26 protein-coding genes are annotated in these 25,930 nt (G+C 67.1%); 5 read left to right on the top strand and 21 right to left on the bottom strand.

Annotated elements, in window-relative coordinates; all coding sequences use genetic code 11:
• Positions 1 to 16 precede the first annotated feature (16 nt).
• From TEP_RS12775 to TEP_RS12710, 14 genes are all read right to left on the bottom strand, one after another.
• Entirely contained in the window at positions 17 to 772 is a 756-nt protein-coding gene (locus TEP_RS12775) for a putative DNA-binding domain-containing protein (protein ID WP_132825512.1), read from the bottom strand.
• Complete coding sequence (locus TEP_RS12770; protein WP_132825511.1) at positions 765 to 1,640, bottom strand: DUF692 domain-containing protein; 876 nt, start codon at positions 1,638 to 1,640, stop codon at positions 765 to 767. Before TEP_RS12770 ends, TEP_RS12775 begins: the two co-directional genes overlap by 8 nt.
• Positions 1,627 to 1,977, bottom strand: a complete 351-nt coding sequence (locus TEP_RS12765; RefSeq protein ID WP_025875386.1) for a hypothetical protein — start codon at positions 1,975 to 1,977, stop codon at positions 1,627 to 1,629. Before TEP_RS12765 ends, TEP_RS12770 begins: the two co-directional genes overlap by 14 nt.
• Positions 1,978 to 2,157: 180 nt before the next feature.
• Positions 2,158 to 2,865, bottom strand: coding sequence for a phosphate signaling complex protein PhoU (gene phoU, locus TEP_RS12760; RefSeq protein ID WP_049465163.1), 708 nt, complete (start codon positions 2,863 to 2,865; stop codon positions 2,158 to 2,160).
• 64 nt (positions 2,866 to 2,929) lie between these two features.
• Positions 2,930 to 3,760 carry a phosphate ABC transporter ATP-binding protein PstB gene (gene pstB, locus TEP_RS12755; RefSeq protein ID WP_025875381.1) on the bottom strand — a complete coding sequence of 277 codons (831 nt, stop codon included), beginning with the start codon at positions 3,758 to 3,760 and terminating at the stop codon, positions 2,930 to 2,932.
• Between the two features lie 19 nt (positions 3,761 to 3,779).
• On the bottom strand, positions 3,780 to 4,643 hold the full coding sequence (gene pstA / locus TEP_RS12750; protein ID WP_132825510.1) for a phosphate ABC transporter permease PstA: 864 nt from the start codon (positions 4,641 to 4,643) through the stop codon (positions 3,780 to 3,782).
• Complete coding sequence (pstC, locus tag TEP_RS12745; RefSeq protein WP_025875378.1) at positions 4,643 to 5,611, bottom strand: phosphate ABC transporter permease subunit PstC; 969 nt, start codon at positions 5,609 to 5,611, stop codon at positions 4,643 to 4,645. Before pstC ends, pstA begins: the two co-directional genes overlap by 1 nt.
• An 82-nt stretch (positions 5,612 to 5,693) precedes the next feature.
• The gene (gene pstS, locus TEP_RS12740; protein ID WP_132825509.1) at positions 5,694 to 6,782 is read right to left on the bottom strand and encodes a phosphate ABC transporter substrate-binding protein PstS; all 1,089 of its coding nucleotides are present in this window, start codon (positions 6,780 to 6,782) and stop codon (positions 5,694 to 5,696) included.
• A gap of 521 nt (positions 6,783 to 7,303) precedes the next feature.
• On the bottom strand, positions 7,304 to 8,323 hold the full coding sequence (pstS, locus tag TEP_RS12735) for a phosphate ABC transporter substrate-binding protein PstS (protein ID WP_132825508.1): 1,020 nt from the start codon (positions 8,321 to 8,323) through the stop codon (positions 7,304 to 7,306).
• A gap of 136 nt (positions 8,324 to 8,459) precedes the next feature.
• The gene (locus tag TEP_RS12730; RefSeq protein ID WP_132825507.1) at positions 8,460 to 9,239 is read right to left on the bottom strand and encodes a hypothetical protein; all 780 of its coding nucleotides are present in this window, start codon (positions 9,237 to 9,239) and stop codon (positions 8,460 to 8,462) included.
• 110 nt (positions 9,240 to 9,349) lie between these two features.
• A complete protein-coding gene (locus TEP_RS12725; protein ID WP_132825506.1) occupies positions 9,350 to 10,561 on the bottom strand; it encodes an OprO/OprP family phosphate-selective porin in 1,212 nt (403 codons plus the stop codon).
• A 229-nt stretch (positions 10,562 to 10,790) separates the two neighbouring features.
• Positions 10,791 to 11,480 carry an endonuclease III gene (gene nth / locus TEP_RS12720; RefSeq protein ID WP_025875369.1) on the bottom strand — a complete coding sequence of 230 codons (690 nt, stop codon included), beginning with the start codon at positions 11,478 to 11,480 and terminating at the stop codon, positions 10,791 to 10,793.
• Positions 11,480 to 11,833 (bottom strand): hypothetical protein, encoded by a 354-nt coding sequence (locus tag TEP_RS12715; RefSeq protein ID WP_132825505.1) that lies wholly within the window; start codon positions 11,831 to 11,833, stop codon positions 11,480 to 11,482. Before TEP_RS12715 ends, nth begins: the two co-directional genes overlap by 1 nt.
• A gap of 4 nt (positions 11,834 to 11,837) precedes the next feature.
• A complete protein-coding gene (locus TEP_RS12710; protein WP_132825504.1) occupies positions 11,838 to 12,632 on the bottom strand; it encodes an enoyl-CoA hydratase-related protein in 795 nt (264 codons plus the stop codon).
• Positions 12,633 to 12,798: 166 nt separating this feature from the next.
• Here TEP_RS12710 and TEP_RS12705 point away from each other — a divergent pair, with 166 nt between their 5' ends.
• From TEP_RS12705 to TEP_RS12695, 3 genes are all read left to right on the top strand, one after another.
• Positions 12,799 to 13,500, top strand: a complete 702-nt coding sequence (locus tag TEP_RS12705) for an FKBP-type peptidyl-prolyl cis-trans isomerase N-terminal domain-containing protein (protein WP_025875366.1) — start codon at positions 12,799 to 12,801, stop codon at positions 13,498 to 13,500.
• Between the two features lie 129 nt (positions 13,501 to 13,629).
• Positions 13,630 to 14,433, top strand: coding sequence for a CoA pyrophosphatase (locus TEP_RS12700; RefSeq protein ID WP_132825503.1), 804 nt, complete (start codon positions 13,630 to 13,632; stop codon positions 14,431 to 14,433).
• Positions 14,430 to 15,329: a sulfurtransferase gene (locus TEP_RS12695; RefSeq protein WP_132825502.1), complete on the top strand. Its 900-nt coding sequence runs from the start codon at positions 14,430 to 14,432 to the stop codon at positions 15,327 to 15,329. Before TEP_RS12700 ends, TEP_RS12695 begins: the two co-directional genes overlap by 4 nt.
• Before the next feature lie 216 nt (positions 15,330 to 15,545).
• Here the strand turns inward: TEP_RS12695 and TEP_RS12690 are convergent, their stop codons facing one another.
• The gene (locus TEP_RS12690; protein WP_132825501.1) at positions 15,546 to 16,112 is read right to left on the bottom strand and encodes an N-acetylmuramoyl-L-alanine amidase; all 567 of its coding nucleotides are present in this window, start codon (positions 16,110 to 16,112) and stop codon (positions 15,546 to 15,548) included.
• A gap of 72 nt (positions 16,113 to 16,184) precedes the next feature.
• Between TEP_RS12690 and TEP_RS12685 the strand changes: the two genes are divergently transcribed.
• Positions 16,185 to 16,712 (top strand): alpha/beta hydrolase, encoded by a 528-nt coding sequence (locus TEP_RS12685; protein WP_025875362.1) that lies wholly within the window; start codon positions 16,185 to 16,187, stop codon positions 16,710 to 16,712.
• Between the two features lie 144 nt (positions 16,713 to 16,856).
• The gene (gene rlmKL, locus TEP_RS12680; RefSeq protein ID WP_132825500.1) at positions 16,857 to 18,995 is read left to right on the top strand and encodes a bifunctional 23S rRNA (guanine(2069)-N(7))-methyltransferase RlmK/23S rRNA (guanine(2445)-N(2))-methyltransferase RlmL; all 2,139 of its coding nucleotides are present in this window, start codon (positions 16,857 to 16,859) and stop codon (positions 18,993 to 18,995) included.
• 121 nt (positions 18,996 to 19,116) lie between these two features.
• Here the strand turns inward: rlmKL and TEP_RS12675 are convergent, their stop codons facing one another.
• The 6 genes from TEP_RS12675 to TEP_RS12650 form a co-directional block, all read right to left on the bottom strand.
• Positions 19,117 to 19,446 (bottom strand): DUF3325 domain-containing protein, encoded by a 330-nt coding sequence (locus tag TEP_RS12675; protein WP_032975662.1) that lies wholly within the window; start codon positions 19,444 to 19,446, stop codon positions 19,117 to 19,119.
• A complete protein-coding gene (locus TEP_RS12670; protein ID WP_025875359.1) occupies positions 19,443 to 21,071 on the bottom strand; it encodes a PepSY-associated TM helix domain-containing protein in 1,629 nt (542 codons plus the stop codon). The genes TEP_RS12675 and TEP_RS12670 overlap by 4 nt, the downstream gene beginning before the upstream one ends.
• On the bottom strand, positions 21,068 to 21,388 hold the full coding sequence (locus TEP_RS12665) for a DUF3649 domain-containing protein (protein WP_032975664.1): 321 nt from the start codon (positions 21,386 to 21,388) through the stop codon (positions 21,068 to 21,070). Before TEP_RS12665 ends, TEP_RS12670 begins: the two co-directional genes overlap by 4 nt.
• A gap of 108 nt (positions 21,389 to 21,496) precedes the next feature.
• A complete protein-coding gene (locus TEP_RS12660) occupies positions 21,497 to 23,722 on the bottom strand; it encodes a TonB-dependent siderophore receptor (RefSeq protein ID WP_132825499.1) in 2,226 nt (741 codons plus the stop codon).
• Between the two features lie 263 nt (positions 23,723 to 23,985).
• Positions 23,986 to 24,369 (bottom strand): DUF4124 domain-containing protein, encoded by a 384-nt coding sequence (locus tag TEP_RS12655; protein WP_165933926.1) that lies wholly within the window; start codon positions 24,367 to 24,369, stop codon positions 23,986 to 23,988.
• A gap of 198 nt (positions 24,370 to 24,567) precedes the next feature.
• Positions 24,568 to 25,854: a DUF445 family protein gene (locus TEP_RS12650; protein WP_033830740.1), complete on the bottom strand. Its 1,287-nt coding sequence runs from the start codon at positions 25,852 to 25,854 to the stop codon at positions 24,568 to 24,570.
• Positions 25,855 to 25,930: the final 76 nt, after the last annotated feature.

Below are 25,930 nucleotides of genomic sequence, written 5' to 3'. Positions count from 1 at the left end.
TCTCCTGGAAGGGGCGTCAGGGTGAAGCGGGGAGTGGACCGATCACGCCAGCACGCAGGAACTGCTGCAGCAGGTGCGCGCCAGGGGCGGCCAATGTCCCAGGATCAAGGTGGTGCAGGGCGGCCACTTGCTGCAGCTGTTGTTGGCCGGTGGCCCCGGGGGACTCGCCGATCAGGGTCAGCAGATGCACCGCCAAGCTGGTCAGGGTGGCAAATCGCACCGCGCCGTCAGCATCGCGCCGCACCAGCAGGCCGGTGGGCTCTGGCGGTGGTTGCGACGGTGCATCTTCGCCACCCAGCTGATGCACCGGCCAGAGGTACAGCAGTGGCCAGGCCAGCGGTGAGCGGCGCAGCGGCACCTGCAGCGGATCGATGTCGCCCGGTTCCGGCAGCGGATCGGCCTGCAGCTGGTACAGCGCGGTCTCCACCCACTCGTAGTGGGCCAGTTCGGCAAGCGCCGGATGCGGCAGCTCCGGCTGCACCTGCAGCCACTGCACGAACTCGGCAGCCAGTTCGGGGAACAACGGGGTGTGGCACTGGTGGCTGGCGAAATAGTGGCGCACCAAGGCACTCCAGTCCGGTTCGCCCAGCAGGCGCACGCAGACCGGGAAGCCATTGCTCAACAATCCCAGTAGATTGTTGAACAGCAGGCGTTCGTACACGGCCACCCGACGCGGGTCCATGCCGGGCGGCGCCGGCACCTGCGCCGGGTTGCGCAGGTGCGCGGTGAACGCGTGCTGCTGCGCACGCAGGCGTTCGGGGGCGTCAGCCATGGGCGGCTCCGGCATGCGCGGCCTGCAGGCGGTGGATGGTCTGCAGTTCGCCCCGCAGCTCGGCGTAGGGCGGGAAATTGAAGTCGCGTTCGAGCAGGGTAGGGCGTGGGCCGATGCGGGCGTAGGTGCGTGCCAGCAGGTCCCACACCGGGTCGATGACCGGGCTGCCGTGGGTGTCGATCTTCAGGTCCGGCGCCTCGTCCAGGTGCCCGGCCACGTGCAGGCAGACGATGCGTTGTGCGGGCAGGCCGGCGATGAAGGCATCGGCGTCGTAGCCATGGTTGCAGGCATTGACGTAGACGTTGTTGACGTCCAGCAGCAGATCACAGTCGGCCTCGGCCAGTACGGCAGTGGTGAAGGCCAGTTCGTCCATCGTCGGGTCCGGCGCCAGGTAGTACGACACGTTTTCCACGGCGATGCGACGGCCGAGAATGTCCTGCACCCGGGCGATGCGTGCAGCGGTGTGGCGTACCGCTTCATCGGTGAATGGAATCGGCAGCAGGTCGTACAGGTGGCCCTCGTCGCTGCAGTAGCTCAAGTGTTCGCTGTACAGCGGCACTTGATGCTGGTGCAGAAACGCAGCCACCTGCGCCAGCAGCTGGGTATCCAGGGGGGCACTGCCGCCCAGCGACAATGACAGGCCGTGGCAGCTCAGCGGATGGCGCGCCGCCAGTTCGGCCAACGCGTCACCTGCGGGACCACCGACACCGATCCAGTTCTCCGGCGCGCATTCGAGGAAATCGAAATCGCCGGCCGGTGCATCGCGCAGGTCCTGCAGCAGGGCACGGCGCAGGCCCAGGCCCACGGCCGCCGCAGGAAGCGGCGACCGCGGGTGGACGACGCCGGCGCGGACGTCAGTGCTTGCCACCGCACTTGCCTTCGCCGCACTTGCCTTCGGCCGACTTCTTGTCACCGCCGGTCTTGGCCTTGGTGTCCGCACCGGCCGCTGCCTTGCCCTTGTCGCCGCCGCACTTGCCTTCAGCACTCTTGCCGTCGGCGCCGCACTTGCCTTCGGCATGCTTGGCCGCGTCGGCGGATTTTGCATCGGTCGCCTTCGCATCGGTGGCCTTGGCCGCCTGGCCGGCCACCAGGTAGCCCTGGGCAAGGTCGGTCATGCTCAGGGCCGAGGCGGAGGCGGTCATGCCGAGGCCTGCGGCCAGGGCGGTGGCGGTCAGCAGGGACAGCGTCTTGTTGGAGGTGCTCATCGGTCGTGCTCCTGGGTGGTGGGCGGGTGCCCGTGGTGAAGCGATGGTGCAGCGATCCTACTCAACGAATCCTCGCCGGGAATTCAAATTTTCGTGAGAAGTATTACAGCACCAGCAAAAAGGCCGCTGTCACGAGGACAGCGGCCACCCTGGAGTCGAATCCTGTGTTGCAGTGCAGTATCAGATATCGCCCGCGCTGGAGGTCTCGTCGCGCTTCTGGCGCGGCGGCAGTGGCTGTTCGCCGTGCACCAGGAACCACACGTTCTCGGCGATGTTGGTGGCATGGTCGCCCACGCGCTCCAGGTTCTTGGCCATGAACAGCAGGTGGGTGCACGGGGTGATGTTGCGCGGGTCTTCCATCATGTAGGTCAGCAGCTCGCGGAACAGCGCGGTGTACTGCGCATCCAGGCGGGCGTCGTCCTCGCGCAGTTCCAGCGCGGCATCGGCGTCGTTGTCGCGGTAAGCGGCGATGGCGCGGCGGACCTGCTGTGCGGCCAGGCGGCCGAGGGCGCGCAGGCCCTGGATCTGCGGCAGCGGCGGCACCTTGCCCAGCGCGATCGAGCGCTTGGCGACGTTGGCCGCGTAGTCGCCGATGCGTTCGATATCGGCCGGAATGCGCAGGCCGGCGAGGATCTCGCGCAGGTCGCGGGCCATCGGGCCACGCAGCGCCAGGCGCATCACGTCGTGGCTGATCTGCTGTTCCAGCGCATCGATCGCTTCGTCGTTGGCGATGATGCGATGGGCGGCGTTCTCATCGCGCTTCTCGATGACGTCCATCGACGCCTCCAGCTGGGCGACGGCCATCTCGCCCATGCGCACGATCTCGGCCACCAGGCGCTGCTGCTCTTCGTCGTAGCTTTTGACGATGTGGTCGTTGGGAAGGTTCATGTTCTGCAATCCAGGTAGAGCCAGGCGCGCCTGGCTGGGACAGGTGGCGAAGTGTCAGCGCCGATCAGCCGAACCGACCGGTGATGTAATCCTCGGTCTGCTGCTTGGACGGCTGCGAGAAGATCACTTCGGTGCGGTCGTGCTCGATCAGGTCGCCCAGATACATGAAGGCGGTGTAATCGGACACGCGCGCGGCCTGCTGCATGTTGTGGGTGACGATCACGATGGTGTACTCGTGCTTGAGCTCTTCCACCAGCTGCTCGATGCGGCTGGTGGAGATCGGGTCCAGCGCCGAGGTCGGCTCGTCCAGCAGCAGCACCGACGGACGCAGGGCCACGGCACGGGCGATGCACAGACGCTGCTGCTGGCCACCGGACAGGCCCAGCGCGCTCTGGTTGAGCTTGTCCTTCACTTCGTCCCACAGCGCGCCCTGCCGCAGCGCGTGCTCGACACGGTCGGCCATGTCCGCCTTGGACAGCTTCTCGTGGTGGCGGATGCCGTAGGCCACGTTCTCGAAGATGGTCATCGGGAACGGCACCGGCTTCTGGAACACCATGCCGACCTTGCTGCGCAGGCGGTTCATCGGATACTTCGGCGACAGGATGTTCTCGCCGTCGAGGATCACCTCACCGCGCGCTTCCAGCTTCGGGTACAGCGCGTAGATGCGGTTGAAGATGCGCAGCAGGGTCGACTTGCCGCAACCGGAGGGACCGATCAGCGCGGTCACGCGCTTTTCCGGGATCTCCAGGTTGATGCCCTTCAGGGCGTGGAACTTGTCGTAGTAGAAGTCCAGTCCACGCGCGGCGAGCTTGACCGGGGCCGGAGCGTGCAGGTTCTCGTGCGAGGCCGGCACGACGATGCGCTGCATCGGCACGGCGTTGGAAAGGTCGTTCATGGCGGTATCCACGGAAAGGTCAGTCATGGGAGATACGGTTGCGCAGCAGGATGCCGCGCGCAGAGAGGCTGACCAGCAGCACGAACACGGTCAGCACCAGCGCGCCGGCCCAGGCCAGCACCTGCCAGGATTCGTACGGGCTGCCGGCGAACTGGTTCATCACCACCGGCACCGAGGCCATCGGCTGGAACACGTTGCTGTTCCAGTACTGGTTGCCGAAGGCGGTGAACAGCAGCGGTGCGGTCTCGCCGGAGATGCGGGCCAGCGCCAGCAGGATGCCGGTGATGATGCCGGCCGAGGCACTGCGGTACAGCACCTGCACGATTACCTTCCACTGCGGAATGCCCAGCGAAAGCGCTGCTTCGCGCATCTGCGAAGGCACCAGGCGCAGCATCTCGTCGGTGGTACGCACCACCACCGGCAGCACGATGAAGGCCAGCGACAGTGCACCGGCGAAGGCGGAGAAGCTGCCGCCGGTCTGCATCACGTACAGGGTGTAGACGAACAGGCCCAGCACGATGGACGGGGCCGACAGCAGGATGTCGTTGACGAAGCGGACCACGGTGCCGGCCTTGCGGGCGTTGCCATACTCGGCCAGCCAGGTGCCGGCCAACACACCCAGCGGGGTGCCGATGCCGATCGCCAGCGCACACATCACCGCACTGCCGAAGAAGGCGTTGGCCAGGCCGCCTTCCTGCATCGGCGGGGGTGTCATCCTGGTGAACAGATCCAGGTTGATGCCGGCCAGGCCCTTGGAAGCCAGGGTGAACAGGATCCAGCCGAGGAAGAACAGGCCGAACAGCGCGGTGGCGCAGGACAGCGCGATGGCAATGACATTGCCGATGCGGCGGCGCAGGTACAGGGAGTCAGCGGTGCTGGACATCAGTTGCCCTCCTTGCGGGACAGGCGCATCAGCATCAGGCGGGCGATGGCGAGCACCACGAAGGTGACGATGAAGAGGACGAAGCCGAGCAGCAGCAACGCCGAGCGGTAGGTTTCAGTGGCTTCGCCGAAGTCGTTGGCGATCAGTGCGGCGATGGTGGTGCCCGGTTCCAGCAGCGACGGCGACAGGCGCACGCTGTTGCCGATCACGAAGGCCACTGCCATCGTCTCGCCCAGTGCGCGGCCGAGGCCGAGGAACACGCCACCGATCACCGCCGAGCGGGTGTAGGGCAGCACGATGTCCCAGCTCACTTCCCATTTGGTGGAACCCAGCGCGTAGGCCGATTCCTTCAGGCGGGTCGGCACGGTCAGGAACACTTCGCGCATCACCGAGGAGATGAACGGAATGACCATGATCGCCAGCACGAAGCCGGCGGTGAGCATGCCGATGCCCAGCGGCGGGCCCTGGAACACCGGGCCGATGATCGGCCATTCGCCCAGGGTTTCGTTGAGGAACGGGGTGACGTACTCGGTCATCACCGGCACCAGCACGAACAGGCCCCACATGCCGTAGATGATCGAGGGAATGCCCGCCAGCAGTTCGATGGCGGTGCCGACCGGACCACGCAGCCAGCGCGGTGCCACTTCGGTGAGGAAGAAGGCGATGCCGAAGCTGACCGGTACGGCGATGACCATCGCGATCAGCGCGGTGACCAGGGTGCCGTAGATCGGAGCGAGTGCGCCGAACTTGTTTTCGACCGGATTCCAGTCGGAGGAGAAGAAGAAGCTCAGGCCCTGCATCTGCAGAGCGTGGCGACCACCCCACAGCATCGACAGTGCGGCGCAGGCCAGCGCGATCAGGACGAAGATGACGGTGCCGACCAGCACCCATCGGAACAGTTTGTCGTTGCGGGCATCACGCGTGTCACGCGTGGACGGGGCGGCTACAGGCTGGGCGATGGCATTCATGGGGACGGCAGGGCCAGGAAGGGGCGGGGCAGCACGATGTGCAGGAGACGGTGCCCGCACGTGGCGGGCACCGTCGGGTCCATCACTTCAGTTCGGTGGCCCAGTAGGCTTCGATCTGCTTGACCAGCTCGGCCGGCAGCGGCACGTAGTGCAGTTCGTTGGCCTGGGCCTGGCCGCTTTCGAAGGCCCACTTGAAGAAGGCCAGGGCATCCTGGTTGCGCTTGGCATCCTTCGGCTTCTTCTGCATCAGCATGAAGTTGGTGGCGGTGATCGGCCACGCCTGCTCGCCCGGGGCGTTGGTGATGACCAGGTTGAAGTCCTTGGCGCTGGCCCAGTCGGCGCTGGCGGCAGCGGCGGCGAAGGTTTCAGCGTTCGGCTGCACCCAGGTGCCGGCCGCGTTCTGCAGCGAGGTGTACGGCATCGCGTTCTGCAGGGCATAGGCCAGTTCGACGTAGCCGATCGAGCCCTTGATCTGCTTCACGTAGGAAGCAACGCCTTCATTGCCCTTGCCACCCACGCCGTCCGGCCACTGCACCGAGGTGCCTTCGCCGACCTTGCTCTTCCACTCCGGGCTGACCTTGGACAGGTAGTTGGAGAAGTTGAAGGTGGTGCCCGAACCATCCGAACGGTGGACGAGGGTGATCTTGCCGTCGGGCAGGGTCACGCCCGGGTTGGCGGCGACGATGGCCGGGTCGTTCCAGGTCTTGACCTTGCCCAGGAAGATATCGGCGAGCAGGGCGCCACTGAGGCGCAGCTTGCCGGCTTCCAGGCCGTCGATGTTGACCACCGGCACCACGCCGCCGATGGCCGACGGGAACTGGGCCAGGCCGGCCTGGGCCAGCTCATCGCTGCTCAGCGGCTTGTCGGAGGAACCGAAATCGACCGTGCCGGCCTTGATCTGGGCGATGCCACCACCGGAACCGATCGACTGGTAGTTGATCTTCGCGCCGGTGGCGGTGTTGTAGTCGGCCGACCACTTGGATACCAGCGGGAAGATGAAGGAGGCGCCGGCACCGGAGACCTCAGCGGTCACCTTGTCGCCGGCAGCGGCCGGAGCAGCGGCGCCGTCAGCGGCCGGCTGCTGTGCGGTCTGCTTGTCGCCACCGCAGGCAGACAGGCCCAGGGCGATGGCCAGGGAAAGGGCGGCAAGGCTGGCCGAGTGCAGTTTCATGGTCACTCCATAGCGGGGTAGAGCCGACGGTGTCGGCGGATGCGGCTATGAAATGATGTTTTTGTTACAGCCGTATGACGTCCATGACAGAGGTGTCCTGGATCACGTTCTGGCAAGGGTTTCGCGGGATTCACGGTTGGCCGCCAGGTCGGCTGAAGGGGCCAACTGCGCTTGTGCGCGGTCCCCGGCGTGGCGGAGGCCCGGGCAACCGTTGCCCCCGCTCCTGCCTTCCATGACCCCACCGCGCCGCCGATGAACCCTCAGGCGGCGGTGGGCCGGGCTGTGCAGGACCGTCCACAGCATGGAAGGCGTGGACGAGCCTGCAAGGACGTACTTGCGGCGTGTCCTGCGCAGCCCGGCCCATCGCCGCAACGACTCATCAACGGAAGCGCAGCGCCTTTCACGACCCACCCTACAAAAAAGAAGAGCGCCGGACCCGAAGGATCCAGCGCCCGGTGGGGCCGGCGGGGGAGAGAGGACCCGCCGGCCCCGTTCCTGCGGGGGAACGCCTTGCAACGAACTCAGTACTTCAGGTTCTGCGTCCAGTAGGTCTCGATCTGGCGCACCAGCGTGTCCGGCAGCGGCACGTAGTCCAGCTGCTTGGCCTGCTCATCGCCATTCCTGTAGACCCAGCGGAAGAACTCCTGCGTGGCCTTGGCGCCCGCCACGTTTTTCGGCTGCTTGCGCACCAGGATGAAGTTGGTGGCGGTGATCGGCCATGCATCTGCGCCCGGGGCGTTGGTCATCACCAGGTAGAAGTCACGGGCGTTGGCCCAGTCGGCGCTGGCCGCAGCGGCCGAGAACGAGGCGTCCGACGGCTGCACGATCTTGCCGGCCGCGTTCTTCATCGCCGCATAGGACATCTTGTTCTGCAGCGCGTAGGACAGTTCGACGTAGCCGATGCCGCCCTTGATCTGCTTCACGTAGGCAGCAACGCCTTCGTTGCCCTTGCCGCCGATGCCGGCCGGCCACTGTACCGAAGTGCCTTCACCGACCTTGCTCTTCCACTCCGGGCTGACCTTGGACAGGTAGTTGACGAAGTTGAAGGTGGTGCCCGAGCCGTCCGAACGATGAACGATCGTGATCTTGCCGCTGGGCAGGGTCAGGCCACTGTTGAGGGCGGCGATGGCTGGGTCGTTCCAGGTGGTGATCTTGCCCAGGAAGATGTTGGCCAGGGTCGGGCCGTCCAGCTTCAGCGCGCCGGGGGCGACGCCAGCAACGTTGATCACCGGCACCACGCCACCGATCACCGACGGGAACTGGGCCAGGCCGGCGGCAGCCAGCTCTTCCGGCTTCAGCGGTGCGTCGGACGAACCGAAGTCCACGGTCGCTGCCTTGATCTGGGCGATACCACCGCCGGAACCGATCGACTGGTAGTTGACCTTCTTGCCGGTGGCGGTGCTGTAGTCGGCCGACCACTTGGACATCACCGGGTAGATGAACGAGGCGCCCGCGCCGGTGACATCGGCGGCGTTGGCGGCGAACACGGACGACGCGGCCAGAATGGCGACGGCGGCGCGCGACTTGAAGGCGTGGATCACGGGAGAGACTCCTGGGGTGGTCGAGGGGCGGCTGCCCGACGTTTCGGTGCACATTCCATAACGGTTCCATGACACGCCCGCGTCTGTCATATGACGCGGACGTGACAGCCGTCATGGCGGTGCCCAGGCCCGCCCTTCAGAGCCCGCGCAGCGCCTCCGGAACGGCATAGCGACCGTCGCGGGGCTGCAGTGTCCAGCGCTGTACGGGTGCCGCGGTGTTGGTGGCATGGCAGTCGTCACCTGCGGCGACGCTGATCGTATCGGTGCGCTTTCCGCGCACCACGATCGGCGCCAGGCCCGCGGCATGGGCACTGCCCATCTCCAGCGTGCGCTCGAAGCGGCTGAACTCGCCGGCGCACCGCGTATCCCATTCGCCGCGACTGCCACTGACGGCCAGCGGGGCAAGCACCCGGCGCAGCTGCCGGCCCTCGCGTACGAACAACTGCAGTTCGGTCTGCGCGAACGGGTTGGGACCTGAGCTGCCGCTGTAGTCCATGCGCACGCCGAACGCGCGGGTGGCCGGATCCAGCTGCCAGCGTGCCGTGTCCAGGCGCAGGCCGGTAAAACGCAGCGCATCGCTGCTGACCGCATCGGCCACGCGGGTCCAGGCCAGTGGTGTGCCACTGGCGGTATCGATCAGCAACAGGTCCAGGTCACCGCCGCGCACCTCTTCCGAGGCGGGGGCGGCCCATTGCGCGACGGCCAGCAGGGTCGTGCCGGGTTGTGCGGGCCACGCACGGCAGGCCGTGCTGTCCGCATCGGTGAAACGTGCCGTGACCGGCAGGGCGCCGGCCGGCAACTGCCGATACGCGGCCTCGCGCACGGCCTCCGCATCGTTACAGGCGAACGCAGTGGCAGGCAGCGCAGCGAGCAGGACAGCGCAAAGCAGGCGGCGCAGGCGGAGCGAAGAAGGCATCCCGAAGGTCCTTGTCGACAGGGCAGGGCATCATCGCGCGGCCACCGCCTGCCCACAACGACGAAGGCACGGCCTGGGCCGTGCCTTCGTTCGAACGCGTGCTTCCGGACTTACCAGAAGAACTGCGCGCGGGCTTCCAGGATGTTCGGATCGTCGTTGACGAAGCCACGGGCGGTCGAGCTGTACTTCTTGCTGTCGACCATCACGTAGTTGAGCATCAGCTTGAAGTTCGAGCGCCAGTACCAGTTCGCGCCGACGGTCCAGATGTCCATCTTGCCGCCGAGCACGCCGTCGACGATCGGCGGACGGCCGGCCACCGGGTTGGCGGCGAGGTTGCCGTCGTTCAGATCCATGTGGTCATAGCGCACGCCAAGCTGCCACTGGCCGCTGGCCGGGTTGTTCGGCAGGCCGGTGCCGGGGGTGCCGCCCTTGTAGCTCCAGCTCTCGCCGGTGACGTTCCACACGCCGCTGACGTAGTAGCCATCGCTGGTGTAGTTGTCATGGGCGTAACGCTTGGCCTTGCTGGTGTAGTACTCGGCCTGGGCCTTGAACGGGCCCTGGAAGTACATCGCTTCGGCGCCGATGGTGCTGACGCGGTCGGTGTCGACCATGTTGCCGCTGTCGACCAGGCGCGCGGTGGCAAGGTCGGCGTTCGGGCGGGCACGCACGCGCAGGGTGTCTGCGTCGGTGTCGTAGTCGACGTAGCTCAGGCCGAAGTGCAGGACCTGGCCCTTCTCGTTGATCGGGGCCCAGGTGCCGCGCGCGCCGTAGCCGCTGCCGTGGGCCAGGTTGCGGGTCAGTTCGCGGCCGAAGGCGCTGGCGGTGACCGACCAGTTGTCCTGGCCGTAGCTGTAGGCACCGCCGAGGCGACGGGCGACGGCGTAGGTGTTGGTGACCGCCGCCTTGGAGATGAAGTCGTTGTTCTTGGTGCTGGACAGCTCTTCCAGGCTGTTGGGCTGCTTGAACTGGCCGACCTGGATGAAGTGGCTGGCGTTGCCCAGCAGCTTGTACTTCACGTTGGTGTCGAGGAACTTGTCGGCCTTGGCGTCATAGCCGACCACCCATTCCACGTTGCCCGGGCCCTTGCCCTTCAGTACCAGCTCGGCGCGACGCAGTTCGAATTCGCTGTCCTTGCCGTTGCCGGCGTCACCGCCGTTGAGGTCCACGACGTCGTTGTCGTACCAGTTGCCGTCGGCCTGGACCAGGCCTTCAAAGGTGATTTCCGAACCGCCGATCACATCGATGGCGACTTCGGCGTGGGCGGCCGGCACGTACAGCGCAGCAGCCACGGCGATCGTCAGGAGCTGGTGATGCAGTTTCATGGAGAGGAGCCTTGCAGGCAGGTGGGAAGATGCGCGCAGGCTAGAACGTGAAGATTGCGTAAATGTGACAGTTCGCGCACGGCCGCGATCCGCCGCAGACCCCGTCACGGCTGGGCCTGCCATTGAAACCGGTTACGTATGACGCGCGGATTGCGCCCCGGTTGCAGTAGAACCACGCCATGCGTGGCGGGTTTTTCCAGTAGATCCACGCCATGCGTGGATGGCACCGTCATTCTGCGGGGGTCTTGTCCTTGAACCGGCACAGGTCGGCAATCACGCAGCCCGGGCAATCCGGTTTGCGCGCTTTGCACACGTACCGGCCGTGCAGGATCAGCCAGTGGTGCGCGTCAAGCAGGAACTCGGCGGGAATCGCTTTGACCAGTCGATCTTCGACCTCGCGCACGTTCTTTCCGGGCGCAAGTCCAGTGCGGTTGGCGACACGGAAGATGTGCGTGTCCACCGCCATCACCGGTTCGCCGAAGGCGGTGTTGAGCACCACGTTGGCGGTCTTGCGGCCGACACCGGGCAGTGCCTCCAGTGCGTCGCGATCGCGTGGCACTTCGCCACCGTGCTTCTCCAGAAGCAGCGCGCAGGTGGCGATCACGTTCTTCGCCTTGGCGTTGAACAGACCGATGGTGGCGATGTATTTCTTCAGTCCCTCTTCGCCCAGGGCGAGGATCTTCGCCGGCGTGTTGGCAACCGGGAACAGGCGTCGGGTGGCCTTGTTGACGCCGACGTCGGTGGCCTGTGCAGACAGCGCGACCGCCACCAGCAGTTCGAACGGCGAGCTGTATTCCAGCTCGGTCTTCGGATGCGGGTTGAGCTCGCGCAGGCGGGTGAACATTTCCACCACGTCGGCACGCGGCATCGTACCGCCGCGGCGCGCAGGCGCGCGCGCGGTCTTCTTCGCGGTCGCCATTACTGCTCCTTGCCGGCGGCGCGGGCCTTGGCCCGGGCGAGGATGGCGGCCGCGGCGGCAGGCAGGGCGGGTTTGACGTCCGGTGCCGGCGCGGGCGTCCGGCGCGCATCACGCTCGGCCTCGCGGCGGGCCAGGCGCACCGTGCGTGCGCGGAAACGTTCGCGCGCCGCCCATGCACGCTGCAGTTGCAACTGCATCTGGCACAGGCGGTCGGGCAGGTCCGGATGATCGGGCAGCAGCCGCTCATCGCCAGCCCTCACGACGTAGTCCATCAGTCCAGCCTGCAGCGCACCATCGGGATCGTCTGCCTGGACCCGGGCGAACAGCAGCACGGGGTTGGGTCGGGATGCCATGGCGTCAGCGGTTCTGGAAGGCGGGGGGGCGGCGCTGCAGGAAGGCGCTGGTGCCTTCGCGCATGTCCTCGGTGGCGAACAGCAGGCCGAACTGCGCACTTTCGTATTCCAGGCCGGCTTCCAGGCTGCATTCGCCGCCCACGTGCACCGCGTCCAGCAGGCCACGCAGCGCCAGCGGCGCCGACTGTGCCAGCTGCCGGGCCAGGGCCTGCACGCGGGCGTCGAGCTCGGCGGCGGGTACCACTTCGTTGACGATGCCCAGGGCCAGTGCGCGTGCGGCGCCGATCGGGGTGCCCAGCAGGCACAGTTCCAGCGTGGCCGCACGGCCACACAGGCGCAGCAGGCGCTGGCTACCGCCGAAGCCGGGAATCAGGCCGAGATTGATCTCCGGCTGGCCGACTTTGGCCGAATCAGCGGCGATGCGCAGATGGCAGGCCATGGCCAGTTCCAGCCCGCCGCCCAGCGCAAATCCGTTCACCCGGGCGATCACCGGCTTGGGCATGCGTTCGATGCGGCGCATCAGGGCCTGGCCGAGCAGGGAGAAATCACGTCCCTGAACCGCGCTCAAGGTGTTCATTTCGGCGATGTCGGCCCCGGCCACGAACGCCTTGGGGCCAGCCCCGGTCAGCACCACCACCCGTACCGCCGGGTCGGCGGCGGCGTCGCCAAACGCCTCGGCCAGGGCCTGCAGGGTGGCGGCGTTGAGGGCGTTGAGCTTGTCCGGGCGTTGCACGGTAATGGTGCGGACGGCGCCATCATCGCTGACGTCGACCGGGTGGGGAGCGGGGGCCTCGACCACGGGAAACTCCTGGAACGTTAAAAAAAAGTGAGATTGAACTCTGTAAACGCAGACAGGTCATAGCCTGCGTGGTGAGTAGCGGTTACACGTTGTGGCCGTTATCCTAACCCGTCGCCTCAGGGCGGCGCAGAACGTCCCTGAGTTACCACCCCTGGAGAACTGTTTGATGAAGTTGCGTTCTATCGCGGTCGCCGTCGCGGCCCTGGCCCTGACGGGCAATGCCTTCGCCCAGGACATCGCGTCCGAGAAGGGCAAGCTGAGCTACTACTTCGGTTACGACTACGGCAACAACCTGGCGGAGCTGACCGGTCGCGGTGAGCAGCTGGACATCAACTCGGTGGTGAAGGGCCTGCAGGACGCCTACGCCAAGAAGCAGCCGGCCATTACCGCCGAGCAGCTGAAGCCGGCCGTTGAAGCGTTCCAGAAGCGCGAGCAGGGCCGTGCCCAGGCCGCCAAGGCCGAGTACGAAAAGGCTGCTGCCGAAAACAAGACCAAGAGCGATCAGTTCATGGCGCAGAACAAGGCAAAGGCGGGCGTGCAGACCCTGCCGAGCGGCGTTCAGTACCGTGTGATCGAAGCAGGCAAGGGTGCCAAGCCGACCCAGGCCAGCACCGTGCAGCTGGAAGTGGCCGGTCCGTTCCCGTACGGCCAGCGCCCGACCGAAGCCCGCCCGGCCCAGCAGATTCCGTCGATCAAGGTCAGCGAAGTCGAAATGAAGGCCATGCGTGAGACCCTGCTGCAGATGCCGGCAGGCTCGAAGTGGGAAGTCTCGCTGCCGCCGGATCAGGCCTACGGCGCCGACCCGCGCACCCCGTTCCCGCCGAACGTGGCTGTGCAGTTCGAGATCAAGCTGATCAGCGTCAAGTAAGAAGAAACAGCGTCAACATCAACGCGCCGGTGATCCCACCGGCGCGTTTTTGTTTCTGCGCCACGCTGCAGCCGTGCGCGGCCCATCCCAAATTCAGCCCATTCGCGCTACTGTTGACCGGTGCAAATAATGGAAGAAACGGCGCGTGCTGTCGCAAGTCCCTGCATCAACGTCTGCAAGCTGGATCGCAACCGGCTCTGCGCCGGGTGCGGGCGGCATATCGACGAAATCGCACGGTGGTCGTCGATGAGCGACAGCGAACGCAGCCACATCCTGCAGCGTGTGCTGCCCCTGCGCCAACAGCTGCAGCAGTCGCTGCAAGGTTCGCTGGCCGATCACGAGCGGCTGCTGCGCGCGCTGCATCCCCTGGCCGAGCCGCCGGCAGGTGATGGCTGGAACCGCAGTGAACTGGATGACCTGCTGCCCCCGGGCCCACCGGTCGAGGCGGCGGTGCTGGCTGGCATCGTGCCGCGCGCCAACGGTGCGCAGGTGATCCTGACCCGGCGTACCGAAACCCTGCGGCAACATGGTGGCCAGGTTGGCTTCCCGGGTGGCCGTACCGAGCCCGATGATCGCGATGCGCTGGCTGCCGCACTGCGCGAAAGCCAGGAAGAAATCGCGTTGGCGCCGACCCAGGTGCAGGCACTGGGATATCTCGATCCGTTCGTGACCATCACCGGCTACCGGGTGACCCCGGTGGTGGCAGTGATCGATCCGGATTTCGTGGCGGTCCCGCAGCCCAGCGAAGTGGCCGAGGTGTTCGAAGTGCCGCTGGACTATCTGATGGCTGCCGACAACCTGCGCCAGGTCGAAATCACCCATCGCGGCCGCGTCCGCCATGTCCTTGAATATGGCTGGCCCGGCCAGCGCATATGGGGCGCCACCGCGGCCATCCTGTACAACCTGCGTCGCCGCCTGGAGCAAGTGCAATGAAGCCGATCGACCCACCGTGGACCACCCTTGTCGATGTTGCGAGCCTGGCTGCGGCCTTGGGCGATGGGGTACGCGTGGTCGATGCCCGCGCGACCGCCAGTACCGTGCGCGTGGTCGACGCGCGTGCATCGCTTGCCGACCCGCAGGCGGGCAACGGCCTCTACGCGCAGGGACACATTCCCGGCGCAGTGCATGCCGATCTCAACCGCGACCTGTCCGATCTGACGCGGGTGGGCCATGGCCGCCACCCGTTGCCCGACAGTGATGCGTTCGCCGCACGACTGGGGCAATGGGGCATCGGCACCGACACGCAGGTGGTGGTGTATGACGGCAGCGATGGCAGCATGGCCGCCGCGCGCCTGTGGTGGCTGCTGCGCCTGATCGGGCATGCGAACGTGGCCGTACTCGATGGCGGCATCGCCGCCTGGCAGGCCGCCGGCCAGCCGCTGGCGACCGGCAGCAGCGAGGTCACCGCGTTGCCCGCGTATCCGGGGCGCTTCGATGGCAGCCAGGTTGCCAGCGCGGACGAGATCGAATCACGCCTCAAGCATGCGCCGGGCTGGCTGGTCGATGCCCGCGCGGGCGAGCGGTTCCGCGGTGAGGTGGAGCCGCTGGACCCGGTCGCCGGCCATGTGCCGGGCGCGGTCAATCGCCCGTTTGCGTTGAACGTGCTGGACGGCCGCCTGCGCGATGCACAGGAACTGCGTGCCGAGCTGCAGGGCGTGATCGGCAACCAGGACCCGCAACGCGTGGTGCTGATGTGCGGCTCGGGCGTGACCGCCTGCCACCTGCTGCTGGCGATGGAAAGCGCGGGCCTGTCCGGCGCACGCATCTACGCGGACTCATGGAGTGGCTGGGTCAGCGACAGCAGCCGCCCGGTCGCCACCGGCGCCTGAGCAAAGCGGGTTGGTCGATTTGCCGTTCATCCACGCATGGCGTGGATCTGCTGGCCACCGGTTCATCTCTGGGGCAGAGCCCCCTGAGTCAGGGGGCGGCCGCGAAGCGGCGGGGGTGTGGGAGCTGGTAAGTGGGGCCCGCGGTTCGCGCAGCGAAGCGTGGGAGCGACAGCGCGTATGCGATGGCGTGTACCCAGGGCGCAGCCCTGCCGGCGCTTACTCCAACCCCTGCAACGGCACCTTCGCCAGCACCCGCGCCCACGGGAACAACGGGCCCGGATCACGCTTGCGCGCCACGGTCACCGCCGGGTCGTCACTGGCCGGCACCTGCTCCAGGTCCAACTGGTCATGTCCGGCAATCCGCCGCAGCGACGGGTAACGAGCCACCAGTGCCTGCAGCAGCTGTTCCAGCGCCAGCAGCTGCGCTTCGGTGTACGGCTCGTCCATCGCCTGGTGGCGGCTGTCGAGCCAGTTCGGGTAGCGCCCCGAATTGACCAGTTCGATGCCCACGGTATCGGCATTCATGCCGCGCACGTGGTGGGCGATGCGCTCCGGCGCCACGTACTGCACCACGCTGCCGTCGCGGTCGATGTAGAAATGCCCGCTGTTGCCTGCGCCGCTGTCGTACAGCACGCGCTCGCCGTACTCCCGGGCGGTCGCCAGGTCGGGCAGTTCGGTGCAGTGGATCACCACCATCGCCAGGCTGGATGGATCGCGCAGTGGCAGGCGGTCGTGGTAGGGCAACGGCTGCAGCTGCAGGCCGGGGAGGAGCGGTTTGGGCATGCGGCGATGCTAGCATTGCCGGATGAAACTGCCTTCCCTTCTGCTGTCGATCCGCTCCGTGGGAGCGCACGCATGAGCCGCGGTCACTGCATCCTGTCCCACGGCTTCGAGAGCGGCCCGGAGGCGACCAAGGTCACCGCGCTGGCCGAAGTCGCCGAGCGACTGGGCTGGACCCATGAGCGCCCCGATTACACCGACCTGGACGCGATGAGCCAGGTCAGCCGCGTTGGCGATGTGCGCACCCGCCTGCAACGCCTGATCGAGCGCACGGCCGCTGCCGCTGCGCAGGGGCCGGTGGTGCTGGCCGGCTCCAGCCTGGGCGCCTACATCTCCGCCATCGCCTCGCTGCAGGTGCCGGTGGCCGGCCTGTTCCTGATGGTGCCGCCCACCACCATGGGCCCGATGCCGGCGCTGGATGCCGCGCCGGTGCCGACCACGGTGGTGCAGGCCTGGCATGACGAGGTGGTGCCGGCCGCCGGAGTCATCGCCTGGGCGCAGGCGCGCTCGGCGCAGCTGCTGCTGGTGGACGATGGCCATCGCCTGGAGCACCACGTGGAAGCCTCTGCGCAGGCCTTCGAGCGCCTGCTGCGGCAGCTGTGAAGCCCGGGCGCACGGCGCGCCCGCCCGCATTGACTACAATGGCAGCCCCGCCGCCCCCGGCGCGGGCCTGCCGGCCGTGTCCACGGCCCTCCCTTCCGAATGGCCCGGCCCCCTGCCGTGCCTGACCACCTGCGAACCGATCCCGTGAAATTTTTTGTCTCCTGCGCCAAGGGCCTGGAATACCTGCTTGCCGATGAGCTGTCGGCCCTGGGCCTGGAAAAGGCCACCGCCACCATCGCCGGCGTCAACGCCGATGGCGAACTGGAGCAGGCGCTGCGGATCGTGATGTGGTCGCGGCTGGCCAGCCGCGTGCTGTGGCCGATCGACGAATTCGAATGCCCGGACGAGCAGGCGCTGTACGACGGCGTGCGTGCGCTGCCGTGGCACGAACACATCAAGCCGGAGATGACCCTGGCGGTGGACGCGCATGTGTCCGGCGACAAGATCACCCATGCCCGTTTCGCCGCGCAGCGGATCAAGGACGCCATCGTCGACCGCATGCGTGACGAAGGGCTGGAGCGCCCCTCGGTCAACACCGACCTGCCGGACGTGCGCGTCAACCTGTCGCTGCGCAAGGGACGCGCCTCGCTGTCGATCGACCTCGGCGGCGGCCCGCTGCATCGCCGCGGCTGGCGCGGTGCGGCGCATGACGCGCCGTTGAAGGAAAACCTGGCTGCCGCGCTGCTGATGCGCGCGCAGTGGCCGCGCCTGCACGCTGCCGGTGGCGGCCTGCTGGACCCGATGTGCGGCAGCGGCACCCTGCTGATCGAAGGCGCGCTGATGGCGGCCGATGTCGCCCCCGGCCTGATGCGCCATGGCAGCCTGCCGCCGAGCCGCTGGCTGGGCTTCGACAAGGCCGCCTGGAAAGCCATCCAGAGCGAAGCGCGTGATCGCGAAGCGGCCGGCCTTGCCGCGCTGAAGCCGGTCATCCACGGCAGCGACATCGACCCGGTGGCGATCCAGGCCGCGCGCGAGAACGCCGAAGTTGCCGGCGTCGCCCATGCCATCCGCTTCACCCGCGCCGATGTGGCCGAGCTGCCCACCCCGGAGCAGGAGATCGGCGCGGTGGTCTGCAATCCGCCGTATGACGAGCGCCTGGCCGCCGATCCGGCGCTGTACCGCAAGCTGGGCAATGCCCTGCAGAAGGCCGTGCCGCAGTGGCGCGCCAGCCTGCTGTGCGGCAACGACGAACTGGCCTTCGCCACCGGCCTGCGTGCAGGCAAGAAGTACCAGATGTTCAATGGTGCGCTGGAATGCGCACTGATCGTCTGCGATCCGATCGCGGTGCCGGGCCGCGACCCGGCACAGGTGCGCGAGCTGAGCGAAGGCGCGCAGATGGTGGCCAACCGCCTGCGCAAGAACCTGAAGAAGTTCAAGAGCTGGCGCGCGCGCGAAGGCATCACCTGTTTCCGTGCCTACGATGCCGATCTGCCGGAATACGCAGCGGCCATCGACGTGTACGAGGAAGATGGCGGCCAGCGCCGCACGTTCCTGCATGTGCAGGAATACGCTGCACCCGCTGCGATTCCCGAGAATGACGTGCGCCGCCGCCGCAATGAACTGCTGGCCGCTGCGCGCGAGGTGTTCGGCGTGCCGCCGGAACAGGTATCGATGAAATCGCGTGAACGTGGCAAGGGCGGCAGCAAGTACGGCCGTTTCGAGCAGCGCGATGAGTTCCTCGTGGTGCGCGAGAACAACGCGCTGCTGCAGGTGAACCTGTTCGATTACCTGGATACCGGCCTGTTCCTCGACCATCGCCCGCTGCGCCGGCTGATGGCCGAGCAGGCGCGTGGCAAACGCTTCCTCAACCTGTTCTGCTACACCGGCGTGGCCAGCGTGCAGGCGGCGGTGGCCGGTGCGGCAAGCACCACCAGCGTCGACCTGTCGGCCACCTACCTGCAGTGGTGCTACGACAACCTGGCCTTGAACGGGCAGGGCGGCAATCAGCACCTGCTGGTGCAGGCCGATGCGATGGCCTGGCTGGAAGGCGATCGCGGCCAGTACGACGTGATCTTCTGCGACCCGCCGACGTTCTCCAACTCGGCCCGCGCCGAGGACTTCGACGTACAGCGCGAGCAGGTGAAGATGCTGCGTGCGGCCGTCGCGCGACTGGCGCCGGGTGGCGTGCTGTACTTCTCCAACAACTTCCGCCGCTTCAAGCTGGAAGAGAACGCCATCGCCGAATTCGCCCGGTGCCGCGAGATCAGCGCCAGCACCATCGGCCCGGATTTCGAGCGCAATGCGCGCATCCATCGTGCGTGGGAGCTGAAGCGCCTGGCGTGACGCGTCGCCGGGCATGGCCCGGCGCTACCCACGTGCGCGCAGAACGGTAGCGCCGGGCCATGCCCGGCGAGCGTGGGTCCGGTGGATCCACGCCATGCGTGGATGCGGCCCACCGCACGGGTTACAACAGCGCCACCACCAGCCCGATCACCGGCAACGCGATCGCCAGCGGCGCGATCCATTTCGGCCGGTACGGGTACAGCGCGAACGCCAGCACGATTCCACCCAGGGTGAGTGCGCCGAGCCACAGCACCGGGCCCATCGCCCAGCCGTGGTCGACCACGCACAGTGCGAAAGCCACCGTCAGCAGCACCCAGCCCAGCACCCGCCATTGCGTGCGCCGTGCCGGTGATGCTGCGGATTTGCCGTGCAGTTCCTGCTGGTGCTTTTCCATCGCCAGCGACAGCGCGGTGAACGCCGTGAACGACAACCCCAGTACCAGCAGCATCATGCGCTGGCCTCCGCTTCCACTGCATCGGCCGGTGCCTTCGTCGCTGCAGCGGCCGCCGCGCGTTTCTTCTTCTCGGCGGCAGTCAGCGGCGGCGTCCAGCGTTGCATGCGCCAGCCGCATAGGGCCAGCATGGCGCCGAAGGCGATCATCGACAGGTCGAAACCGGCCAATGCCCAGTCACCGTTGAACAGCGTCACGCCCAGGTGCGCGTGGGTGGTCAATGCGTTGACCACCGGAATCAGCGCGAACGCGGCCGCGCCGATGTACAGCTGCCACGCCCACATCATCCGCTTGGGCCAGATGAAGGCTGCCAGCAGCGAGGCGCCCCACGCGTAGAAGAACACGTTCGCTTCGGCATTGGAGCGCTCGGCCAGGCCCAGCGGCAGCAGGCGGTTGCCCCAGAAATAGGCGGCGAAGGCGATCGGCAGACCGGCCACGGCGCCGATGTTCAGTGCATCGACCAGGCGCAGGCCGAAGCCGGTGCGACCGCTCTTGGCATGCTTCGGCCGCTCCTTCACCGCCCACAGCACCACGCCGCTGGCCACCATCAGGCAGCCGGTCAGGCCGGACAGGAAGAACAACGCGCGCAGGCCCCAATCGGCAAAGCGGGCCAGGTGCAGGCCATACAGCACGCCACGGGTGGCGGTGGCGCCACCGGAAGGCGGCGTTTCCTGCAGCAGCGCGCCAGTGACCATGTCATAGCGCAGCGCCGGGGTATCGATGGACAGGCGTTTGCCATCGCGCTGGCGGATGTCGATCACCGCATTGGCGGCACCGGGATTGGCAACGCTGAAACCGGCGACCTCGGTGCCGTGCCAATGCGTGCGGGCACTGTCCAGCAGCTGCCGCAGCGGCAGGGGGGCTGCCTTGCCTTCGGCGGGCGCGGTGACCTCGGGCAGGCCACCAAAGGCCTCCGCGTAGAACGCATCCTGGTCGGTGCCGTAGGCCACGTTCACTCCCCACGGCAGGTACATGATCATCAACGTGACGATGCCGGTGTAGGTGATCATCGCGTGGTAAGGCAGGGCCATCACCGCGCTGACGTTGTGGAAGTCCAGCCAGGAACGCAGGCCCTTGTCCTTCCGGAAGGTGAAGAAGTCCTTGAAGATCTTCTTGTGGGTGATCACGCCGGTGATGATGGCCACCAGCATGAACATCGCGCAGAAGCCCACCAGATAGCGCGCCCATAGCACGGGAATGTAGTGCAGGTCGAAATGCAGGCGGTAGAAGAAGTCGCCGCCACGTGTCTCGCGGGCCTTCAGCTCGGTGCCGGTGTTCGGGTCCAGGGTGGCATCACCGAAGGCGCCGCGTCGGCCCTTGCTGGGGTCGGCCAGCTCGGCCGGCAACCGCCAGAACATCTGCATGGCCGGATTGCGTGGCTGCGGCAGGGTGACGAACCAGCTCTCGGCCTGTGGTGCGTTGGCCAGCAGGTAGTCGGCCGCGCGCTGCGCCGCTTCGTCGGTGCTGACCGTGCTGCGCGGCAGCTCCGGGCGCATCCAGCGGCTGATTTCCTCGCGGTAGTAGCTGGCGGTGCCGGCCATGAAGATCAGCAGCAGCAGCCAGCCGACCAGCAGGCCGGTCCAGGTATGCAGCCAGGCCATGGATTGGCGGAATCCATTCTTCATGCCCACGCTCCCAGCAGGCGCGAAATGCCGGCCAACAGCAGGGTGGGGGCGAGAATGCCGACCCAGGCACGCAGCGCACTGCGCGTGGCGAACGCCCACAGCGCGGCGCAGGCGGCGACCAGGATCGCCAGCAGCATGCCGGTCAGCACGGCCTGGCCGCGCGCGCCCGGCAGCGCCAGCGCACAGAACACCGTGGTCATCGAGGCAAGCGCGTAGCCGCCGAAGATGGCGGCAAGGGATCGGGACAGCACGCCCCATCGCGGGTTGGCGAAGAAGGTGCTGAGGCGGGGGCTGGCGGTTGCGGGCGAGCGGTCCACGGCGGTCCTGCAGGTTGAATGAAGAGAAGGCCGGCGCACCGAAGCGCGCCGGGGTTGGCCATCCGTGGCCGGATGCCGGTCGCAGAACCGGCACCATCCATCAGGTCATCAGAGTTTCCAGCGCAGCGTCACGCTGACGTTGCGGGGTTCGCCCCAGTACACGCCCTGGTAGAAGCCGACGTTGTTGTAGTACTTCCTGTCCAGCAGGTTGCTGATGTTGAGCTGTGCGCTGAAGTTCTCGTTGAAACGGTAGCCACCGGCCAGGTTCAGCAGGTAGAACGCGTCCTGGGTGATGCGCGCACTTTCGGTGCGGCCGGTGGTCAGGTAGTCGGCCGTCGGCTTGGTGCTGTTGTTCCAGATGCGGCTCTGCCAGGTCACGCCACCGCCCAGCCAGAAGCGGCCTTCGATGCCGCCCGGCCGCCAGCTGGTGTTGAGGCGGAAGGTTTCCTGCGGGGTGGTGGTCCGTTGCAGCACACCCGCGGCGTTGCGGATCCGGGTACGGGCGAAACCGGCCGAGATGTTCCACTGCTCGCCGATGCTGCCCTGGGTTTCCAGTTCCCAACCCTTCACCTTGTTGCCCTTGCCGGTCGAGCGATAGGCCTGGCCGCCATCGGGCAGCGAGTTCAGCGGCACCGAATCATCGATCTCGGCCACGTTGTCCTGCTTGCCTTCAAACACGGCGGCCGAGGCGTTCAGCAGGCCACCGAAGAACTCAGCCTTGACGCCCGCCTCGTACATGTCGCCGACCACCGGCTCAAGGTAGTTGCCGTTGCGGTCGCGGTAGTTCTGCGGCTTGAAGATGTCGGTGTAGCTGACATAACCGCTGAACACCGAATTGAAGTCGTAGACCAGGCCGGCGTACGGGGTCAGCGTGTCGTCGGGCGTGTAGCCGGTGCGGGTGGTGCGGTTGCGGTTGCCGTTGGCGTCGTAGCCGTAGCCCCACTGGCGGGTTTCCCAGCTGCCATAGCGGGCGCCGACCACGGCCAGCAGCGGGTCGGCCAGGCGCAGGCGCGCGGCGATGTAGGCGGCGCGCTGGCGCAGCTCGTTTTCCGAGGAAAGACGGCCGTAGCGTGTCACCGGCAGGACCGGCACCTTGCCGGTCCAGTTGCGCCAGTCGGGAACCTGCATGTAGCCCGGTGCGCTGGTGTCGAAGCTGGTCGCTTCGGATTCGCCCTTGCGCACGGACTGGCCCAGCCCGAACACCAGTTCATGCTCGCGGCCGAACAGCTGGAACGGACCGCCGACGTTGACGTCGAACACGTCCATCGTGCTGTGTTCGTTGAAGTGCGAGACGTAGGCGGTGACGCCGGTGCCGTCCGCGCGCGGGTAGCCGGCTGCGCCGTACCAGACGCTGCCATCGGTATCACGCACGGCATGGCTGACGTTGCCCTTCAGCGACCAGCCGCTGCCCAGCTGCTGTTCGAGGCGGGCGAAGGTGGTCTTTTCAATGATCGGCCATTCGCTCCACGACGCCGACAGATTGGTCGAGCGCGGCAGGTTGGCCGGGTTGCCGTCAGCACCCCAGTAAGGCACCACGCCCCAGGTCACGCCCGTGGTGTGCGGTGACTGGTATTCATGGCCCAGTTCGAACAGGGTGCTGTCGGTCAGGTCGGCCTGGACGATGCCGTAGAACACGTCCTTGTCGAGCTTGTAGAAATCGCGGAACGAATCGCTCTGCTGCTTGGCCGCGACCACGCGTGCGCGGATGCGCCCGTCCCACGCCACGGGACCGCCCAGGTCGGCTTCCAGGCGCTGGTTGCCCCAGCGCCCCACGGTCAGGTTGCTGCTCATCTGGAAGGTGTCGGTGGGGCGCTTGCGCACCATGCTGATGGTGCCGGACGGATCACCGGCGCCCGTGGTCAGGCCGGTGGCGCCGCGGATCACTTCGATGCGTTCGTAGATGACGTTGTCGGTGTTGGTCTTGATCGACCCACCGAAGGTGTTGAGCATCCCGTCGATCTGGAAGTTCTCGATCGTGTACCCACGCGAAACATAGCTGATGCGCTCGCTGTCGGTGACCGACACGCTGACGCCGGTGACCTGGCCCATCACGTCGGACAACGAGAACAGCCCCATGTCATCCAGCCGTTGCCGGGTGATGACGGTGACCGACTGCGGCGTCTCGCGCAGCGACAGATCCAGCTTGGTCGCGCTGCGGGTGTTCTTCACCGTGTAGCCGTTTGCGATCTCGCCGTCAGCGGTCACCTTCACCGTGTCCAGCGTGCGCGCATCGGCAGCGAGCGGTGCATCGGCGTGGGCCAGCGGGGCGATCATCACAGCGGTCAGGGCCAGGGCCAGCAGGGCGGGTCGGGGGGCTGGGAACGGTGTAGCCATCAATGCGATTCCATGCAGGACGAAAACGGGCGATGGAAAACGCGCCCAGGATCGACCCGCGCTCCGCACAGGTTCGCCCAGCACTGCTTCCCATCGACGCGTCGTTACCCGCAGCGGGCAACCCAGGGTCGGAAGGGCGTACACGGGCGAAGGGGCGGTGCTGCGTCCATGCCCCGCTTGGCTAAGCGTACAACCGATCAGTAAATGATAGGCATTCTCATTTCGTTAATCAAGCATTTGCCCACTGCGTATGATCGTGGCCGTCAGCGCGAAGCGCAGGCCCGGGTGACGTCGTCGTTGAGTTGCTGTTGCGGCGTGCGGCTGCCGAGCCACTCGGCCATTTCGCGCCGGGAGCGCGCCTTGTCGCAGGCTTCGGCATTCGTCGCGGCTTCGATGACCGTACCCGCCCCCTGGGGTCCGCCCCGGCCCGCGCTGGCCTGCAGCTGTCGGCGGGCTTCGCGCCGCTCTCGGTCCAGCCGCGCGGCGTCCTCCCAGCTCAGCTTGGGATCGCGCACGATCGGCCGTGTCACGCCCGTGTCCTGGCCACTGGGGCAGGGCAGCGTCTGGTAGACAGTACGACCGCCGTCATTGCACTTGTAGACACGCTGCGCGCACGCATCCCCGGCCGCCACCAGCAGTGGCAGCACCACCCACATCCTCCGCATGGATCCCCCCGCGGGCCACCCTGGCCCGCATGGCGCGGGATCATAAGGAGTGTGCCCCTGGTCACGCAATATCCATGGCGTCTCCCCCGCCCGCCATCTCACGGAATCCCGCTGTTGCCGTTTGCTTCGGTTGTTCCTGTCGCCTCTGCGCGTGCCGGGCTCAGCCCGGCCGGGAACCCCTCAGAACCGGAACAGCACCGTAGCCGCATGCAGCAGCAGCCCGATCAGCCCACCCACCAGGGTGCCGTTGAAGCGGATGAACTGCAGGTCGCGGCCCACGCTCAGTTCCAGCTGCTCGACCAGATGACGCTCGTCCCAGCTCTTCACCGTCTGCGCGATATGGGTGGTGACGCCCTCGCGCAGGCGCCCGGTGAGCCGCTGAGCGCCTTCCAGCAGGTGCTGGTTCAATGCCTCGCGCAACGCCGGGTCCGATTGCAGGCTGTCACCCAGCGAGGCCAGGCTGCGCTGCAGATGACCGACCAGTGCCGAATCCTCGCGCTGCAGATCGCCGCGCAGGCTGGCATGGATGCGCGACCACAGGCCCTGCACGTAGTCCTGCAGGGCAGGGTGGTCGATCATTTCCTGCTTGAGCTGCTCGATGCGCTCGGCCAGTGCCGGGTCTTCGCGCAGGCGCTGCACGTAGTTGCCCAGCCATTGTTCGTAGTCCTGGCGCAGCGGGTGCTGCGGCTCGGCCAGCACCTGCTGCAGCTCCTCAAGCACCGCGCGCGCCAGGCGTTCGGCAAGGCTGTCGCCGATCTCATTGATCGGCTTGACCCAGTTCACCGTGCTCGACAGCGTCGGCCATTCGCGCTGGATGTAGCGCACGATCAGCTGCGAGGCGCGCTCCTTCACTTCCGGCTGCTCCAGCCAACGCCCCAGCCGTTGCAGGCCTTCGTCCAGCACGCGCTGGTGGCGGCCATCGGCGGTCAGCAGGCCCAGCAGTTCGCCGGCGGTGGCTGCGGCGTTCCACTGCCGCAGCTGCTGCACCACGAAGCTGTGCAGCTGCCGCCGCACCGCCGCTTCATCGAAGAAGTCCAGCGCCTGCAGCGCCCAGCCACGGGCCATGTCGGCCAGCATCCGTGAACGCGCGGGATCGGCCAGCCAGCTGCCGAGGCGGCTGGCTGGATCGAATACCTGCAGCTTGGCCAGCAGCACCGTCGGTTCCAGGAACTGATCACGCACGAACAGGGCCAGGCTGTCGCCGATGCGTTCCTTGCTGCGCGGAATGATCGCCGTATGCGGAATCGGCAGGCCCATCGGCCGCCGGAACAGGGCAACCACCGCGAACCAGTCGGCAAGCGCGCCAACCGCGGCGGCCTCGCAGAAAGCCGAGACCCAGGCCCAGATGCCACGCTCGCCCTGCCAGTGGCTGACCGCGAAACCGGCCAGCATCAGCAGCAGCAGGCCAAGGGCGAGGGTTTTCAGGCGCCGCAGCTGGGCGCGGCGCGGATCGATGGCAGACGTCATGCCCGAAGTCTACCCGCGACCGAATGATGCCGACGCATCGGGTAGCGCCGGGCCATGCCCGGCAGCGCTTCAGACG

Source organism: Stenotrophomonas sp. TEPEL, assembly GCF_004348785.1.
Taxonomy (GTDB): domain Bacteria; phylum Pseudomonadota; class Gammaproteobacteria; order Xanthomonadales; family Xanthomonadaceae; genus Stenotrophomonas; species Stenotrophomonas indicatrix.
The sequence above is the reverse complement of the archived record's forward strand: the minus strand, read 5'-3'. Positions and strand labels throughout refer to the sequence as shown.

Bases quoted from the DNA above. Each gene is read 5' to 3' on its own strand.
- TEP_RS12775 (WP_132825512.1), bottom strand. From the start codon at position 772: ATGGCTGACGCCCCCGAACGCCTGCGTGCGCAGCAGCACGCGTTCACC.
- TEP_RS12765 (WP_025875386.1), bottom strand. From the start codon at position 1,977: ATGAGCACCTCCAACAAGACGCTGTCCCTGCTGACCGCCACCGCCCTG.
- phoU (WP_049465163.1), bottom strand. From the start codon at position 2,865: ATGAACCTTCCCAACGACCACATCGTCAAAAGCTACGACGAAGAGCAG.
- pstB (WP_025875381.1), bottom strand. From the start codon at position 3,760: ATGAACGACCTTTCCAACGCCGTGCCGATGCAGCGCATCGTCGTGCCG.
- pstA (WP_132825510.1), bottom strand. From the start codon at position 4,643: ATGTCCAGCACCGCTGACTCCCTGTACCTGCGCCGCCGCATCGGCAAT.
- pstC (WP_025875378.1), bottom strand. From the start codon at position 5,611: ATGAATGCCATCGCCCAGCCTGTAGCCGCCCCGTCCACGCGTGACACG.
- pstS (WP_132825509.1), bottom strand. From the start codon at position 6,782: ATGAAACTGCACTCGGCCAGCCTTGCCGCCCTTTCCCTGGCCATCGCC.
- TEP_RS12730 (WP_132825507.1), bottom strand. From the start codon at position 9,239: ATGCCTTCTTCGCTCCGCCTGCGCCGCCTGCTTTGCGCTGTCCTGCTC.
- TEP_RS12725 (WP_132825506.1), bottom strand. From the start codon at position 10,561: ATGAAACTGCATCACCAGCTCCTGACGATCGCCGTGGCTGCTGCGCTG.
- nth (WP_025875369.1), bottom strand. From the start codon at position 11,480: ATGGCGACCGCGAAGAAGACCGCGCGCGCGCCTGCGCGCCGCGGCGGT.
- TEP_RS12715 (WP_132825505.1), bottom strand. From the start codon at position 11,833: ATGGCATCCCGACCCAACCCCGTGCTGCTGTTCGCCCGGGTCCAGGCA.
- TEP_RS12705 (WP_025875366.1), top strand. From the start codon at position 12,799: ATGAAGTTGCGTTCTATCGCGGTCGCCGTCGCGGCCCTGGCCCTGACG.
- TEP_RS12700 (WP_132825503.1), top strand. From the start codon at position 13,630: ATGGAAGAAACGGCGCGTGCTGTCGCAAGTCCCTGCATCAACGTCTGC.
- TEP_RS12695 (WP_132825502.1), top strand. From the start codon at position 14,430: ATGAAGCCGATCGACCCACCGTGGACCACCCTTGTCGATGTTGCGAGC.
- TEP_RS12690 (WP_132825501.1), bottom strand. From the start codon at position 16,112: ATGCCCAAACCGCTCCTCCCCGGCCTGCAGCTGCAGCCGTTGCCCTAC.
- TEP_RS12685 (WP_025875362.1), top strand. From the start codon at position 16,185: ATGAGCCGCGGTCACTGCATCCTGTCCCACGGCTTCGAGAGCGGCCCG.
- TEP_RS12675 (WP_032975662.1), bottom strand. From the start codon at position 19,446: ATGATGCTGCTGGTACTGGGGTTGTCGTTCACGGCGTTCACCGCGCTG.
- TEP_RS12670 (WP_025875359.1), bottom strand. From the start codon at position 21,071: ATGAAGAATGGATTCCGCCAATCCATGGCCTGGCTGCATACCTGGACC.
- TEP_RS12660 (WP_132825499.1), bottom strand. From the start codon at position 23,722: ATGGCTACACCGTTCCCAGCCCCCCGACCCGCCCTGCTGGCCCTGGCC.
- TEP_RS12650 (WP_033830740.1), bottom strand. From the start codon at position 25,854: ATGACGTCTGCCATCGATCCGCGCCGCGCCCAGCTGCGGCGCCTGAAA.